Origin of the sequence: Clostridium sp. YIM B02500 (assembly GCF_022324665.1) — a bacterium.
Taxonomy (GTDB): Bacteria; Bacillota; Clostridia; order Clostridiales; family Clostridiaceae; genus Clostridium; species Clostridium beijerinckii.
Genome location: NZ_JAKGTE010000006.1, coordinates 136,778 through 154,016, shown reverse-complemented (window position 1 = coordinate 154,016; position 17,239 = coordinate 136,778). Strand labels below are relative to the sequence as shown.

Annotated in this window: 14 protein-coding genes and 1 pseudogene; 6 read left to right on the top strand and 9 right to left on the bottom strand. The window is 28.7% G+C overall.

What is annotated here, in order from left to right; genetic code table 11:
* Nucleotides 1–535 precede the first annotated feature (535 nt).
* The 4 genes and pseudogenes from L1S46_RS07085 to L1S46_RS07070 all read right to left on the bottom strand — a co-directional run bounded on the left by L1S46_RS07085 (nucleotide 536) and on the right by L1S46_RS07070 (nucleotide 4,928).
* On the bottom strand, nucleotides 536–2,380 hold the full coding sequence (locus L1S46_RS07085; RefSeq protein WP_238899629.1) for a M56 family metallopeptidase: 1,845 nt from the start codon (nucleotides 2,378–2,380) through the stop codon (nucleotides 536–538).
* A 3-nt stretch (nucleotides 2,381–2,383) separates the two neighbouring features.
* Complete coding sequence (locus tag L1S46_RS07080) at nucleotides 2,384–2,758, bottom strand: CopY/TcrY family copper transport repressor (RefSeq protein ID WP_009170362.1); 375 nt, start codon at nucleotides 2,756–2,758, stop codon at nucleotides 2,384–2,386.
* 428 nt (nucleotides 2,759–3,186) lie between these two features.
* A pseudogene (locus L1S46_RS07075) lies at nucleotides 3,187–4,151 on the bottom strand (tRNA-dihydrouridine synthase family protein).
* Between the two features lie 21 nt (nucleotides 4,152–4,172).
* The gene (locus L1S46_RS07070; RefSeq protein WP_238899628.1) at nucleotides 4,173–4,928 is read right to left on the bottom strand and encodes a molecular chaperone DnaJ; all 756 of its coding nucleotides are present in this window, start codon (nucleotides 4,926–4,928) and stop codon (nucleotides 4,173–4,175) included.
* A 245-nt stretch (nucleotides 4,929–5,173) separates the two neighbouring features.
* On the opposite strand from L1S46_RS07070, the gene L1S46_RS07065 reads away from it, so the two are divergent.
* A complete protein-coding gene (locus L1S46_RS07065) occupies nucleotides 5,174–5,716 on the top strand; it encodes a TetR-like C-terminal domain-containing protein (protein WP_238899627.1) in 543 nt (180 codons plus the stop codon).
* Between the two features lie 128 nt (nucleotides 5,717–5,844).
* On the opposite strand, the gene L1S46_RS07060 is transcribed toward L1S46_RS07065, so the two are convergent.
* Nucleotides 5,845–8,979, bottom strand: a complete 3,135-nt coding sequence (locus L1S46_RS07060; protein WP_238899626.1) for an MMPL family transporter — start codon at nucleotides 8,977–8,979, stop codon at nucleotides 5,845–5,847.
* 460 nt (nucleotides 8,980–9,439) lie between these two features.
* Nucleotides 9,440–10,393, bottom strand: a complete 954-nt coding sequence (locus L1S46_RS07055; protein ID WP_238899625.1) for a flavodoxin family protein — start codon at nucleotides 10,391–10,393, stop codon at nucleotides 9,440–9,442.
* 230 nt (nucleotides 10,394–10,623) lie between these two features.
* On the opposite strand from L1S46_RS07055, the gene L1S46_RS07050 reads away from it, so the two are divergent.
* The gene (locus L1S46_RS07050; protein WP_238899624.1) at nucleotides 10,624–11,880 is read left to right on the top strand and encodes a helix-turn-helix domain-containing protein; all 1,257 of its coding nucleotides are present in this window, start codon (nucleotides 10,624–10,626) and stop codon (nucleotides 11,878–11,880) included.
* Nucleotides 11,881–11,972: 92 nt separating this feature from the next.
* Entirely contained in the window at nucleotides 11,973–12,203 is a 231-nt protein-coding gene (locus L1S46_RS07045) for a hypothetical protein (RefSeq protein WP_023974967.1), read from the top strand.
* A 216-nt stretch (nucleotides 12,204–12,419) separates the two neighbouring features.
* Here the strand turns inward: L1S46_RS07045 and L1S46_RS07040 are convergent, their stop codons facing one another.
* Nucleotides 12,420–12,629 (bottom strand): alpha/beta-type small acid-soluble spore protein, encoded by a 210-nt coding sequence (locus tag L1S46_RS07040; RefSeq protein ID WP_023974968.1) that lies wholly within the window; start codon nucleotides 12,627–12,629, stop codon nucleotides 12,420–12,422.
* A 967-nt stretch (nucleotides 12,630–13,596) separates the two neighbouring features.
* Here L1S46_RS07040 and L1S46_RS07035 point away from each other — a divergent pair.
* Both L1S46_RS07035 and L1S46_RS07030 read left to right on the top strand, forming a co-directional pair.
* Entirely contained in the window at nucleotides 13,597–14,502 is a 906-nt protein-coding gene (locus L1S46_RS07035) for a YIEGIA family protein (protein ID WP_238899623.1), read from the top strand.
* 15 nt (nucleotides 14,503–14,517) lie between these two features.
* Nucleotides 14,518–14,724: a hypothetical protein gene (locus tag L1S46_RS07030; RefSeq protein ID WP_012059301.1), complete on the top strand. Its 207-nt coding sequence runs from the start codon at nucleotides 14,518–14,520 to the stop codon at nucleotides 14,722–14,724.
* A gap of 121 nt (nucleotides 14,725–14,845) precedes the next feature.
* Here L1S46_RS07030 and L1S46_RS07025 read toward each other — a convergent pair whose 3' ends face one another.
* A complete protein-coding gene (locus L1S46_RS07025) occupies nucleotides 14,846–15,607 on the bottom strand; it encodes a hypothetical protein (RefSeq protein ID WP_023974970.1) in 762 nt (253 codons plus the stop codon).
* A 293-nt stretch (nucleotides 15,608–15,900) separates the two neighbouring features.
* On the opposite strand from L1S46_RS07025, the gene L1S46_RS07020 reads away from it, so the two are divergent.
* Nucleotides 15,901–16,419 carry an isoprenylcysteine carboxylmethyltransferase family protein gene (locus tag L1S46_RS07020; RefSeq protein ID WP_017213123.1) on the top strand — a complete coding sequence of 173 codons (519 nt, stop codon included), beginning with the start codon at nucleotides 15,901–15,903 and terminating at the stop codon, nucleotides 16,417–16,419.
* A gap of 245 nt (nucleotides 16,420–16,664) precedes the next feature.
* On the opposite strand, the gene L1S46_RS07015 is transcribed toward L1S46_RS07020, so the two are convergent.
* Complete coding sequence (locus tag L1S46_RS07015; RefSeq protein WP_023974971.1) at nucleotides 16,665–16,928, bottom strand: hypothetical protein; 264 nt, start codon at nucleotides 16,926–16,928, stop codon at nucleotides 16,665–16,667.
* Nucleotides 16,929–17,239: the final 311 nt, after the last annotated feature.

The window sequence follows — 17,239 nt, the reverse complement described above, 5'->3', positions numbered from 1 at the left end:
ATACTACCTAGCTAAGTATTACAATAATTAGATGGGGCAGAAAACAAAAATGTTCCCGTAAAATTAAAAAAAACAATAAATCTTTTCCATCATACTCCATGACTCTTCTGTTGCTGTAACTTTTCCATAAATTCTAATAATATGATACTACATTTTTACATTGTAAATATTAAGAAATTTTCACATAAAAAATAGCCATTCTATAGATGAACAGCACTAATTTTAGACTTATTATGTGAACATAATTCACTATATATAATTGGTTATCTTAATTAGAAATCATAAATATATTTGTGTAGAAAACATTTGAAAATGAGCTGCTAAGATTCTTAGTTGTAGATTGTTCCACTTTAGCTTGTCACGCTGAAAGCGGGAGCATGCTAAAGTGGTGAAATCTGCTGCTTAGAATCTTCAGCGATATTTTCATAGCTTTTCGGAACAAAATATTTATGATTTCGGTAAGTTACCACATAAATCTAATTTTAAAGTTGGATATCTATGCGAACGACTATTTTTTTAATGTTATTCTGTTTTATTATTTAGCTTGCTTCAAAACATAGTACCAAGGAGTTGCTCCTCTTTCTATATAATCACCATTTTTCCATTCAAAGAACATATACTTTGAACCGTTTATTTCTTTTATTATATATTTAGAAGCAGTTTTATCGCTAGTATTTAGAACCAGGTCTTTTGTCCAAGTTATATTTTTATTCTCTATTTTACCATTTTCATCAAAGATTAAATTATTTAAATATAAATCTCCATTCCATGACTTTCTCTCTGGATTAAAGTTATTTATATCCTGGACAAAATCAACGCTATCCCATTTTCCAATTACTTCAGAATCATTAATAAAAGGGTAGTCAACTTTATCAGCTCTCGTTTCAACTTCATTTCCAGATATATTAGTATTAAGTGATGGGGTAGAACTAATTTTTTTCAATACGTAGTAGCTAGGTTTCTCTCCTCTAATTGTATAATCCCCGCTCTTCCATTGAAAGAACATATAAGTTGAACCATCAATATCTTTGATTACATAACTACTATCAGTTTTATCAGCATCATTAAGAATGTGGTCCTTAGTCCAGGTAAATACAGTTTTTGCTACCTTCCCATCTTCTGTAAAGTTTAATTCTTTAACATATAGATCACCTTTGAATTTCTTATCATTTACATTGAAATCTTCTATGTTTTCAACAAAATCTACACCTTGCCACTCACCTATTATATTAGGATCATTAACAAAAGCATAATCAATTTTATCTACATTTACTGCATTACTTGCTCCATTTATATTTGCAGATGCCTTTGCATCAGTAAGCGCAATCCCGCTAATTACAAGCAGAGATGCAACTGCCATTGCAGAAAATCTATAGGCCTTTTTATTAAAAACTTTTATCATAACAATTCTCCTTTTTACTTCAGATTTATTATTTACTATGGAAGTTGCCCCAACTAAATGAACTGACTTTGAAAAATGTTCTATCAAATTTATGATTGTAAATCCATATTCCGCAACTTCTTCATCTTCCGTATAAGAAAGTGCAAGTGAATCACAGCATATTTCCATATCCTCTTTCATCTTTCTAAGACCATAATGAATAATTGGATTAAACCAATAAATAGTCTTTAAAAAAATTATTATCCAGTTTATAACTATATCTTTACGTTTAAAGTGAGATAATTCATGAAGAAATACATATCTTAATTTATCAACAGATATTATCTTATGAATATCTGTTGGAATTAGAATCATTGGATTAAAGTAACCCAGTAGCGCTGGTGTCTTTACGCTAGAAGTCTCAACTAGCAGTATATCTCTTTTAATTTTCATTTTATTTTGGCAGTATTTTAAAACATCTAAAAATTCGATGTTACTTTGCATGCACTCGCTGCTTATTTTATTTCTCAATCTTTTATATGCAAACATGATATATGAGAGTATAAACACTGTGCCCATAAGCCATATAAAACTCAATATAGTTAAACTTGATAAACTATACCCATTAATTTCGTTATTGCTAAAATCAATAGAATTTATAGTTCCTAGGATAACATCATGATTAGACATAGAACTAGCTTGGCTGCTACCATTTTCTAACATACTTCCAAAATGTACTTCCCTGTTGGAAATTAATAACAATATATTTTTTCCTAATTTATTTATAAGATTAAACATGCTTAAAGTGCTCTCAGGAAGCTTAAATATGGTTAAACGCAGTATTACTAAAAACCATAATGCATACTGAAACTTTATACCTATTCTCTCTTTGTAAAATCTTCTAAAAATTAAAATGAAACAAATCAATATGCTGCCAGTGATAGATGTTTGAAATATTATTTTAAATAGCTGATCAAGATAATTAAAATACTCGTACATACACTACTTATTCCTCTCGTCTAATATCCTTTTAAGATCATCTATATCCTCTTTGCTTAAATCACTTTCTTTTATAAAACTTACTAGCATATTTTTGATAGCTCCATTATAAACTTTACTTAAAAATGTTTGATTCTCTGCACGTATGCATTCATTTTCATTTACAATTGGATAATATAAGTATTTTCTGCCTTCTTCTTTAAATCCAAGTGCATTTTTGCTAACTAGTCTGCTTATTAATGTCTTTATTGTTTTAGGCTTCCAATCTTTTGTATCTTCTAATGCCTCAATAATTTGATTTGATGTACGTGGTGAATCTGTCCAGACAATTTTCATAACTTCCCATTCAGCCTCAGATATCTTAGGTATTTCTCCCATAACTTTCACTCCTCTTTTTGTATTACAATTGTAATCTATAATTAGAATACAACTGTAATCCTTAATTGTCAATATATGTTTTTGAATAAATTTCAGATTAAATATCAATACTATATACGTATCTATTTTAGAATATCTTTTAATTTTCTGCCCAATTAAATAAGACCTGATTCTAATATTATTATTAAAATCAGGTCTTATTTTTTATTCTTTAGGAAATTATAATACAATTAAATTTGTGAATAACTTTTATAGTAGTCTATTTTACCTGGGTTAATTACTATATAAAGAATAAAAAAATAAATCATATTCGCCTGCCAAGTTTTTCTCACATGCGTTCGAAAAGGCAGATGCGTGAAAAAAATCTACACCTATGAAAAGAGTGTAAAGCACAATACGGAACTTAACCACAGTCGCCTCCGATTTTTTTATTTCTTATTATAAAACAATCCAGCTTCTTTTATAATTTCTTGCTCTGTAAATAAACTTTGCACAGCTTCAGTATAATCGCTTAACTTTTGTGCACTTCTTATTTTTTTAGCGTATTCTTTATTATCCGAAAATATGTAGATCATATATCCAAATAGTTCCTTCATTCTATTTATTGCATATATATCTTCTGGAAACACCTTTATATATCTATTTAAAATTTCATCATGGAAATCTTTTAATATATTTTTGCTTATATTAATATCATTTTTTATTATGTTAATCAACCCTGGATAGCAAGTATGCCTCTTCCTAGCATTACTGTATTTACCTCAGGAAAATCCGCTACTAATTTATTATAATCATTAATTGTGAAAATATCTCCATTGTAGCATACTGGGTTATTACTTAGTGATAAGGCATCTCTAAATACATTTAAATTAGGTTTATTTCCATAAAAGTCTTTTTGTGTTCTAGGATGAATAATTAACTCTTCCAAAGGATATTTATTATAAATTTTTATTAACTCATAAAATTCTTCTGGATTATCTTTTCCTATTCTAGTTTTTATAGAAATTTTCATATCATCCATCTTGAATATTTCATCTAGAAATGAGTCTAGTTCTTCCCTTTTTGCCAAAAATCCTGAGCCTCTATTCTTTGAGACAACAGTCTTAGCAGGACATCCTAAATTTAAGTTAACTTCGCTATAACCTAGTTGTTGTAATTTTCTAGAAGTATTAATGAATCCTTCTGCATCGTTAGTAAGTATTTGAGGTACTATATTCATGCCTTTGTTGTTTTCAGGCAGGACATCTACAAGCTCCTTAGTCTTAAGACTTCTACTTTCATTTGGGACGATAAAAGGTGTAAAGTATTTATCCACGTTTCCAAAAAACTTTTCATAAGAATTTCTATATATGTATTCAGTAATTCCCTCCATGGGTGCTAAATAGTATTTCATTTAATAACTCCTTTATGTATCCTAAAAAACAAAGCCTTTTAATACATCATTTATTGTTTGTAAAACTTTTAATAATAACTTTAAGATGTATGGTAAGAAAAATGATGCTACTAATACTGCACCAGCCAAAATTAATATATTATAATTTATCGCTTGTCCCATTTTAACCTGATATAAGTGTATGGCTCCCACAGATATAGATCCAACGATTAATACTTTAGTTGCTATCCACGAAATTATGTTTATAACCTGTAATACTGCTATTATTACTGATAACACAACTATAAATGGGAACACCAATATCTTAAATGGTAGCATAACCAAATTAAATGCCTTTTTAGTATCATTTTGCGATTTCTTTTCGGCTGCTCTTTGTTTTCTTCCTTTTTCTTCTTTATCATCGTTTAATCTATTTTTTCTCTCTTTATTTCTTGAAGTTTCTTTTCTCTTTAGATTATTACTTTTCCCTCCAGAACTTTTTGCTTTACTTTTAGAATTACGCCTACTTGTATAAGCTTCATCTTCATTACTATAATCTTTTTCTTTTTGTATTTCTTTTGGATTTATAGCTACTGTTAAATTTTCTTTAACCGATTGATTTTCCTCTAAGCTGATTAAAGCTTCATAAGCCTCATCAAATATCTTTAAAAATTGATTAAGTCTTTTTTCATTAACCACTTCTTTTTTTATTTTCTCTACTTGCATTTCATAGGCCTTTTTTATCTCTTCTTTGGATGCATTCTTTTCTATGCCTAATAACTTATGGTAATCTGTCATTACTTCTCTCCATTTCTTTAAATTAGGATAATCCTATTTTAATTTTAACCTTAGTACTCCTTAAAGTATTATACTTAAAATTATAATCAATTTAAAGCACTGACTTTATACAATTCTATTACAATTATCTATTTCAATTAGGATTTATTAATACTTTTTGTAATTATAGCCAAACTACTTAATATATAATGATTAATTTATTTGACATGTACTAATCATAACTGCTTACTTGGAGGTTTTTTATTATGGAGCAAAATAAAGTAGATAGACGTACACGAAAAACTAAGAAAGTTTTAATAGAAGCCTTAACAAAACTTATGTCTGAAAAGAAAATAAATAAGATTACTGTTAAAGAACTTACTGACTTGGCTGATGTTAACAGATCAACTTTCTATCTTTATTACAATGATATATATGATATGTTAGAAAAAATCGAAACAGGATTATTCAATGATTTTACTGAGGCTTATGACAAATTTTCAGAAGAAACAGCCTCCTATGATAATTTATTATCATTTTTAACTTATTTACTTGAATTCATAAAAACCAATGCAGATATGTTTAAAATATTACTTGGCCATGATGGAGATTATGCTTTTATAGAAAAATTCAAGAACTTTATAAAATATGCTAATTTACCAGTAAACAGTTCATTTTCTAAGACAAAAGCCTATTATTACATTCCTTATACAATCTCAGGGTTTATTGGAGTTGTGCAACAGTGGCTTAATGATGATATAAATGTTCCACCTAAAGATTTAGCTGCTATTATAATAGAAATGTTTTAACTTCATGTTATCTTTAGACTCTCTCTATCCAAATCATCGAAGCATACCTATATCTCTATAGTGTATACTTGGTACAATGCAAAAATAAAGGTGCCTCAATTTTTTCGGCACCTTTATTTTGATTAAATCTATATTTCTTCTATATAATTATTATTTTTCATTGCTTGTGCAATTTCTTTCATTTTAGTATTCGATTTTTTTGAAATATCTTCTGATAGTGACATAAGCGCTGGTATTGCTATTGGAAGTAAAACAAAAGCTAATAGGAATAATCCTATGACAACAGCTATTGCGAGTTCCATTAATATAACAATATTTGAAGGATATAAGGTAGCGAAAGTTCCAGCTAAAATAATAGCTGCTGACATTACTACTCCACCTATTTTTCTTGATGCTAAAACTATAGCTTCTTTTGCAGAAATATTTGGATATTCCTTAAAGCGCATCATCAAGAATATACTATAATCAACACCAAGTGCAGCTATCATTATAAATGAGAAGAAAGGAACATTCCAAGACAACCCTTCTGCTGCACTGCTAAATAACATTTTTGATATAAAAGCTGTTGATGATAAAGCTGCATAATAAGCCACTCCAAGTGAACCTACTATATAAACTGGAATCCAAAATGATTTTATTACGATAACCAGTAATATAAATATAGCCCCTAATACTATTATTTGAGTAAAAGTTATATCATGTGTTGCAACATTACTTAAATCATTAGAATTAGCTGTTGCCCCTGCAACTCCATATTTTACATTAGAAAGCTTTGTACCACTAAGATTATTTTGAACTACAGTACTTATATTATCTATAAGATTAATTGAAGAATCAGAATATGGCTCTGAATCTAAAGTTATAGTTAACTTAGCTATTTTTCTATCTTTAGACATATATGCATCAAACATTTTACTTATATCTGAATTACTAAAAGCTTCATCTGGTATATAAAAACTTTTTGTATTAGTAAGCTGATTTAAAAAATCGTTACTCTTATCAATTCCATTTGATATACTAGACAATCCATTACTGCTTCCGTTTAATCCATCCTTTAGTTTTGTCATTCCTCCACTAAGATTATTTAATCCATTGTATAAGGAATCTTGTCCTGTTTTAATTTTATCAGCACCATTTCTTAGTTGTGACATACTTGAAATAACTTGTTCTTGTCCAGCACTACCTTGTTTTAATCCATTAGAAAGTGCTTTAGCACCATTTTCAAGTTCATTAATACCTTTTGCAAACTCTGAATCTGAGCTTGTACTAGCAATAACTGTTTTTAAACCATCATTGACCTGATTTAAGCCAGAAGTAAGTTTATCGTAGTTATTATTAGCAGTATTCATTGCTGAAGTAATGCTATCTAGTGAAGAACCTAATTTGTTAATCATCTCTTTAAGTGCTGCTACATCTGGATCATTTGGTAATTTTTCATCAACTTTTGCGATACTTCCTTGCATCATTGATGACATCTGCTTTAATTGACTTATAGATGTCTCTAGGGACTTGTATCCTTCTCCAAGTGTATTATATCCATTGTTTATTTCTGTGATTTTGCTTGAAATATTATTAAGTCCACCATTTATTTGAGCTAAGCCTGATTTAAGCTGCCCTATACCTGATGCTAGGTTATCTGCACCATTTGCTCCTTGTGCAATTCCATCATTGATTTTTACTAATCCATTAGTTATTGCATCCATTCCACCTTCAAGATTACCAGTACCTTCAGATAGATTTTTAACTGATGAAAAATCTGGAGCTGATAGACTGTTATCCATCTTGTTTAATCCATCCTTAACCTTTCCAATCCCATCATTTGCACTAGATAATCCATTCACTACAGTATCTGTCTGCTTATTTGTATAAAAATTATCTATTATAGTTCCCATAGGCTGAGTTGGTCCTGATACTTCTTTTATTCCCTTTACTCCTTTAAGCTTTTCAGTAATATTATCTATAACTGCTAAATCTTCATTATTGTCCAAAGGTTCATCGCTTTCTAAAACAACAGTAGTCTGCATAACCTTTCCTGCACTGAACTTGTCTGTAATAATATTAAAGCCTTTTACAGATTCATTTGAATCACTTAAATCCTTAATATTATCAAAAGATAATTTATTTGCATTAAGTGCTATTACAGGAGTAAGTATTGCTGCAACAACTAACAATGAAACTACTGGATGCCTAACTGACATTGAAGTTATTCTTCCCCATAAACCACTTTCTTTATGACCACTTGCTTGTTTAGAAGGCCAAAATAACTTACTACCTAATAATTTCATAGCTATAGGAGTAAAAGTAAACATTTCTACTAAAAGAATAGCTATGCCTATAGCAACAGCATTAGCTGATCTATATATAGAAAATTGTACAAAAGTTAAACTTGCAAAAGCCATTAAAACTGTTAAGCCGCTATATAATATTGTCTTACCTGAAGTTTTATAACTGTTTATAATAGCTTCATCTATAGTTAATCCATTAGATAACTCTTCTTTAAATCTATTAAGTAAAAGTATATGATAATCTGTTCCAATTCCAAAAAGTACTAAACATATGAACATTTGAGTGAAACTTGTAATAGGAAAATTAAATTTATTAACTAGCACACCTATAATACCCATTGACGATACATAGGATAACCCAACTGCTAGAAGAGTTACTAAAGGTGTAACAACTGAACGAAACATAAGCACTAGTACAACTAATATAAATCCTACAGTTATTACAGCACTTTTATCAACACTCTTTGCTACTTCATTTTGATAATCATTATTTATGGCAAGTGAACCTGTGATATAATGATTTACCTTAACATCTTTGATTTCATTATTAAAATCTTGTATTACAGCATTGCTATCTCTTTCACCTTTCTCAAAAGAAATTGATACGAGTACAGTTGTATTATCTTTTGATATCATTTGATCTTTTGCTTCAGGCTTACTGAATGGATCTATAATATCATTTATTTGCAATTTTTCTTTATTTTCATTTAATTTATCTATACCCTGTTCAATATTATTCAAATCACCATCTGAGAGTTCCTTATCGCTGTTAAATACTAACAGCAATGAGTCGCCCTTAGAATCACCCATTTTATTTATCATTTCTTGAGCAACTACAGATGGTGAGTTTTCACTTATAGTAGCTCCACCCTTCTGACTTAGTACCTCATTAAAATTTGGTTGATTAATTACGAATACTATTGTGGCTATAATCCATATAAGCAATATACTAAAACGATGCTTTAATATTTTTCTCATAAATTCATCCTCCGTTAATAGTCATTGTTTTGTCGACATGTGTATATTATATTTTGATGGATTTCTCATTTCAATCATCAATATTATAAAAGCTTGTTGGATATAAGACACATTAATAAAAACTGTCGAATAACTTACGAAATACTGTGTATAATAATTTAAGTAATTTATGAAAAGAATAGAATGAATAATATTCAATATCCTGTTCAGGAAAATTTATGTGATAAATTTCTACTTAAAACTTAATATGATTTTTTCAAGATGTGAATGCATTTTCTTTCTTATTTTCTCTTAATCTGCATTATTTATAATTTATGTAAGCAAACCACACTATCCTCGTACTTGACTTTAATGCAACTTTCTACGAAATAAAAAAATGAACAACGCCATTAAATGACATCATTCATTTCCCAATGCTATAATTTTTTTAAACTACATATCTCTAGTAATACGGAATTAATTATTTATTGATTTCAATTGTAGGAAACTTTAATTCCTTATATTTTGCAAATTTTTCTTTAACAACTGCCAAATTCTCGTCTGTATAGAAACCACCCTGTGTATGCATGATTTCCTTTACATGATGTCCTCTGCCTTCAACAGATGTACGATCACGAATTAATCCATTTTCTTGTATAACAAATTTCCATTTTCCGTCTTCTGTCTTTTCTAAGTTTCCACCAGCACCGCAAACTTGACATTCAACTGGGTAATGTAGCCCGTCCCATTGCACTTCTCCAAGAATTAATGCATTTGAATGGCAATGTGGGCACCATCCCATACCTTCTTCTCCAAGCCAAGTTCTTTCTTCTACTGGAGTATTTAATGATTTCATTATATTTTCACCCATTTTATGAGCACGTTCTATCATATCATCATGTAATAAGCACTGTTTTGGTGCCGGAACCCTTGTTGCTAAATACATATCAACTACTTTAAAATCATTTGTAAAACATGTAGCCTGCATGCTCTCAAGTGCCATTGACTGCCAAGAACGAGTAGATCCTCCAACTGCGATTAAACCTGCAACTCTATCTTTATGTTCAATTGCACCAATAAATTCTAAGAATGCTGATTCATATGCTAGATTTCTATGCATGAATTTTGAAAATGTTGCTGTTGGCATTAAGTCATATGTTGGTGCTGTTGCAATTATAGCATCTACATTTAGCATCACTTTCATAATTTCTTCCTTATCATCCTTTTTACTTAACGTACATCCAACATTCTTTCCATTACTCATTCCATGGGTACAAGCTGTACACCCTGAACATTCCATAATATTATAATCTCTTAAATTAATCATTTTAACATCTGCACCTTGTTCCTGACATGCAAGTAATGCTTCCTTTAATAAGATTTCTGAATTTGAATCTTTTCTTCCCGCTGTAATACCTAATACTGTAAAACTCATTAATACTTCTCCTTTTAATAGCTTAATATTTTGTTAAAATTAGTTTATACTTTTGCATTTTCTAATTATAATTTAATAAGATAATTAGTTTTGAATTACAAAAACAAACGATTTATCATAATTTTAGCATTATAGAAAATGTCATTCATCAAAAATAAGTCTTAAAATAACACTCTTAAGTTTATAATGTTTAGACATTTTTTCAATTTAAGAGAAATAAGGAGAAATTAATGAAAAAGGAATACGATTTATATAAGAAAAGATATGAACTTTATAATAGTTTATTTGTTCAAAATAATATTGATGATATTCTTAGCATAGCCGAAAATTTTTTAGGAAATCCTATTTTTATTTTAGATACCAGCTATCGACTCATCACTCGTTCTAATCTAGCTAAGTGTGAAAATTCAAGCATCGAAACCCATAATGGTGAAGATTATTTATTATCAGGTATCATTAGTTTAATGAAAGAAAATAAATGCATGGACACTATTTACAAAACAAATAATTCATTTTTTCATTATTCTGATGAAAATTTAATATTTTGCTCTATTAAAGTTAATGGAATTTCAATAGGATATATAAGTGTTCTTCAACGTGATCGTGATTTTCAAGATGAAGATTTGGAACTAACAAATATATTATCCAATTTACTTTCTATTCAAATACAAAAAGATAATCTATTTATAAGTAACTCAGGTCTAGATGAAGAATATTATTTGATGGATTTATTAGTAAATGATATAGATAATTTGGAATATGCCAGTGAACGCTTAAAATATAGTAGCTTTACTTTAAGTAAATACAATTTAATCCTTTCAATACCCTTCAAACAGAAATATGAGGATTATAGACATAACTTTGGATTAAGAGACTTAATTCAAAGACTTAAAGGTATACTTGGAAATTGTATTTCAACTTATTATAAAGATACAATTATTTTTCTTATTAGCAGTGATAATGAACAAATTATAAGTGAGTACATAAAAGAAAATCTATTAGAATTTTTAAAACTGAACAACTTAAGATGTGGAGCTAGTATTAATTTTAATAATTTATTGGATATAAAAGATTACTTTAAGCAATCAATATGCGCTTTAAAGCTATCATCATATATGAAAATCCATAGTAATATAAGTTATTTTGAAGATTACATTGAATATTATCTTATTCATATATCTGCAAGTTCAAAAGAAAATAATGATTTACCTAGAATTGATATAACAACCTTAGTTAACCCTCTAATAAAAAAGCTTATTAAATACGACGAGAAGAATAAAACCGAATTATTTGTAACACTAAAAACTTACTTAGAATGTAATAGAAATGCCAATCATACATCAAATAAATTAAATATACATAGAAGCACATTATTTTATCGTTTTAATAAAATTCAAAGCTTACTTGATATTTCCTTGGAAGACAGTAATAATTTATTTAAATTAGAATTATCAATTAAAATCTTAAATTACAATGAATTTTATTAAGCTTTACCTAAATATTATGTAACAACTTTTAATACTGCCTAATATATTATTAATATAACAAATGATTTTGATTAACAAAGGAGAAATGGGCTATGAAAAAGTGTTGCAAAAAATCTTGCAAGCCTTGCTATAATAACAATTACGGATATGGTAATTATGGTATGAATTATGGAAATTACGGTATGAACTATGGTAATTGCGGTGGAAACTGTGGTTTGAACTTTGGAAATTGTGGCATGAACTATGGCAACTATGGAATGAATTACGGTAATTACGGAAACGGCTTTAATGCTTGGAATTTATGGCCATTTTTATTTCTTTAAAATATATTGATAATTATTTTATCCTCAATATTATTAATACGCTCATAAGTATATCCAATCTAAATTCTGTATTAATTTAAATAAAGGCAAGTATATTATAGTAAAAAATAGACCTAAAAGATTTATTGATTAAATCTTTTAGGTCTTGTTGTTTAAGATATAAAATTTCGCTTTATATCTTAAACAACTATTTTTATTCTCTTGGTCTTATACTTATTACTTAAGACCTTGTTCGTAATCTTCGATCATATGTTTTACCATATATCCGCCAACATATCCATTTTGTCTTGAAGAAAGGTTTCCTTTATCCATGCTTTCATAATTGCTTAATCCAACTTCTGAAGCAACCTCAGTTTTTAATCTGTTTAATCCTTGTTTTGCTTCTGGTACTAATGTTCTATTTCTTCCACTATTATTTGATGACATATGCATCTACCTCCCTTAATTAATATAAATTTTGCTTGGCAGTAATATATTAACCAGTATGATAATTTATAACCTATAAAAATACTAGTAAAAGTAGCATCCATAGCTTGTATTACATACTTTTCCTTGTTTAAGAATTATATTTCATTTTAGTTCATAATCTCCTATTAGCTTATCCTTTAAATATTAACCTTTTAACAGATGTTTGCGATCATATTTTTTATAGCAATATAGAAATATTTCCATACCTATTAGATCCTTCAGGGATATTTTCATAACTTTTGGGAACAAAATATTTATTATTTCTTCGGTGAGTTACCAAATAAATCCGAAACTTACATAGATAAACAAATCAAAAGCTTGATTTATAACTTATAAATGATATTTTTCACAAATTAAAGATAATATCTTAATTAGTGAAAAATAACAAGAGATAAGTTTGGGAGCAAGCATTAGTGGCGCAACCTGCACTTTCAGTGAAATTTTCATAGTCCTGTGAAATAACAATATTTCTACTTTCGGTGGATTATTGCATACGTCTAAGTATAGTTTATAAAATATCTTCCAACCAGAAATGAGTGATATACTTTTGCGGAATGTTTCATTGGTAATTTTGATGGATGTGATTCTTTGGCTATAAGTTGTTCCAAATGTGCTAGTTCAAGAAGTGAGAATCGAAATTTTATATTTCGTTCTTCGAACTTTCTCTGTGAGCGCTTGTTCTTTGAGGCTAGCACTTTGGGCGCAACTTTATAGCCTTAGAATCACCCATCAGAATTGCCCCGAAACTGGAACAAAAGTATATTATTCATTTCGTTGAGGTATGCGCATAAGTATAGATTATAGTAGGTTTATCTATATAGGTCTCAAATTTCAAGATAACTGTATATTTTTTATATATAATGCAGAAAATTAATATATAAAATTGGTTATTTATATTCTAACTACTAAATATTCGGAGGCTCATATGGAAAAAGAAATGCTTTCTCAGTATTATATATTTTTAATCTTAATACCAATACTATGCGGTACTGCTGCTAGATATATTACCCTAGTAGTTGATTACAGGCAGTATCCCAGCTATCCAAATGGATATTTAATTCATTTAGTAGCTGGATTCATATCTTCTGGAATAGGCGCTATTGCAATTCCAGCTATTCTCGAAAGGAACTTTGAAGCAATAACCTTCCTAGTTCTTGCTACTGAGCAGTTTAGAGAAGTACGAAAAATAGAAAAAGAAAGTCTTCAAGATCTTGATAATGTGGAACATGTTTTTAGAGGAGAAGCTTACATTGACGGCATTGCAAAAACTTTTGAAGCGCGGAATTATTTATCATTGTTAGTTTCCTTTTTAACTAGCTTAACCATGCACCTCGTGCCTCACAACATCATTCTAATAAATATATTAAGCGGTATTTTAGCTGGAGGTATAATTTTTTATATACTCAAAAATTTTTCAAAGGGTAAATCTATCGGAGATATTGCTCAAGTAAAGTTAGCAAAGATAACGGTAAAAAATTCCGAACTATATGTAGATGATATATTTGTTACAAATCATTTAGGTACAGATAGAGCAAGAAACTTAGTTAAAGATGGCGGCATGGCGGCAATAATTTATCCAAATGAAAGGCACTTCAACAGAATAATTGATCACCACGGTCAAAGGCAGGCCATAATATTTGAAGCGTGCAGAATGTTAGGACTAAAAAGATATCACTATACTAAATGTGACTACGAAACAGGAAGAGTCGCTGTTATGCTAGTCCCAATAATTTATAATGAAGGCTCTTTTATAGAAACAATAAAGAAAACACCTCTTTTAGAGAGTATAAAAAAGAGTTCTAGTTTAATGAAATCTAATATTAATAAGTAGAAAGGCAGGAATACCATGGGTACAGATTTTTATAATACTGGTTATGAAATAATAGCATATATAACCCTATCTAAAGATAGGGCACAAAATGGAAATCCCTTAATTTTAGTTGCCCAAACTCAAGAGGAGCAAAAGCAGTTAACTGATGATATTTCAAAGGCTTTAAGAGCGGAAGTAGTTCAACTTACTTGCGGCGATTATATGATTATTAGTAAAAACTAACTAATTAAACCTAGTAGCATGCTCAAGATAATTGACATTAAAACCGATATTTAAATACCTAATACTGACAGCAGTGATTATACTTTAACATTTAGAAATATATAATTCACGATACACAGTTCTATTCGAAACAATTTTTATCTATTGGAAATTTTATATTCAATCCCGCTAAATAAAGATTTACTGGTATAGGTGTTGCATAATTATTATTTGGAAAATATAATCCTGGATCTCCTTCTAATCTATTTAATGCCAATAATATAGTATAATTAAGTTCTGTTATATTTATTTGATAGTTTACAAAAGTCGCAATAGCATTTCCATTAGATATAACGAATGTTAACATATAATTAAATTCTGCTGCATTTTTTGATTGAGACTCGTTATCTCCTTCGCTTTTATCTGACTTTTCACCCATTTCATCCCTTTGGGATTTCTTGGGTTTTTCATTCATTTCTGCATCAGATTGATTTTCTTCACATATATTTTGAAGACATTCATGTATTAGTAAATCAATCTTTTCATCTGGGTGAATTGGTTTAGTTTCGTCATACTTAATGACACCCATTTGAACTTGATTAATAAATAAACCAATTATAAATGTTGTAATGCTAATCTCAACATTAGTTTCAAGAGCTTCACCTAAACTACCTGTAGGACCATTATTTGAAGCACTTGTAGTAATAAATGTATATATTTTATTAGCATTTCTATAAATCAACTCTCCATCTAATACCAATATATTTTCATTTTCTAAATATTCCGCACATGGTGGAATAACTGCATCTGCAAATGGATTGGGATTGCATTGCGATTTCCTTTGTTTATTTGTTTTCTTACTACCTCTACATTTTCTATCTTTCTTACATTTACACTTCTTCATATGTATCCCTAATTACAATTAATATAATAATATAATATGAACACTATTAAATTATGCTCACTAAAAGCCCTATAAAATTAATTCATAAAAACTTTATAGTTCAAAGCAATGTAGCATATTCATATACCAAAGTAAAAAATTAAAAAAATAGAGAACCAATGTATGTGTGAGATTTTGTAAGTTATGTTATAATAAGTATTATACAGAACTATAATCTAATGAACAATGGTTAGAAAAGACGAACTAACTAAAATAGAAATGATATAGAGCAAAAAACTAAAAGGTGGGGTAAAATGAATGCATTTTTGACAGTAATACCACTAATACTTATTAGGTATGGGATTTTAAGTATAATAGACAAAGAATCACTTAAACGTGCGGGTTTCTTTGCTCCATTAATCGGAAGAGAAAAAGTAGCATTCTGGGTTTATCAAATTACAACCGTACTTATTTTACTATACCCACTATTACTCAAAATCAAAACCGACTCTGATTGGTTTTACATAGGTTTAGGAGTATACAGTTTAGGAATTATTTTATATGCTGTATCTATAGTAAATTATGCTAAGCCTAAAATGAATGGAATAAATTTAAACGGATTATACCGAGTATCCCGCAATCCTATGTACATTGCATATTTTATTTATTTTTTAGGGTGTGCATTGCTAACACATTCCTTGATATTACTTGCGTTATTAATCTGTTTTCAAGTATCCGCACACTGGATTATTCTTTCAGAAGAAAGATGGTGTATTAAGAAATTCGGAGAAGAATATATAAAATATATGAATAAAGTGAGACGTTATATTTAGACAGTTATGATATAACTCTATTATTCAAGTTATGGTTTGTGTTCTTCTTATATTATTCACCAAAGAAAATATTTGTAATGTAATAAATATCCAATATTCAGCATTATAGGTGGACAATCCACCTATAATTTTCAAGGCTATATTTCAACATTATATCAAAACATACTATTTATTAATAATGAAATCCTGTTTTTTATCCATTTGACTAGCATACAATCTAAAAATCCTCTACTATGTAAACTCCCCTATCTATTTTTCATAGATTCTTCTATTGCATAATTTTTATCAAGTGTTATAACTCCATTATCCAAGATAAAACATGGTATCCCTATTCTCTTTTCATCTTTAACATCATCAAATAGTGAATTTTCATCACGAATTGCAACAAATTCCTTTAAAGCTTTTATATCTTCGCAAAAATCTCTATAATCAAAGCTAATATTTTTTTCTCTCAATTCCTCTATAGCCTTTAGTGTAGATGGACACACATTACTTCCATAAATCTTCATAATAAAACATCCTTTCATTTGTATCTTTTGCTTTCTTAAAAATATTTTTACTGTGGTTCATGATTCTTCCTATAGATAAACAATATATAACTTAGACTTATGAAATAATCCACCGAAAGTAAAAACATTGTTATTTCACAGGACTATGAAAATTTCGCTGAGTAAACAATTCTCACCAAATCAAAGATGCACTGTTATGACCCTTGTAGTTACAAATATATTTATGATTTCTAGTGAAGATACGAATTTAAAATCTTAGCAACTTTGTAAATATATTCATCTAATAAGAAGAATCTAATCCCAATACTTCA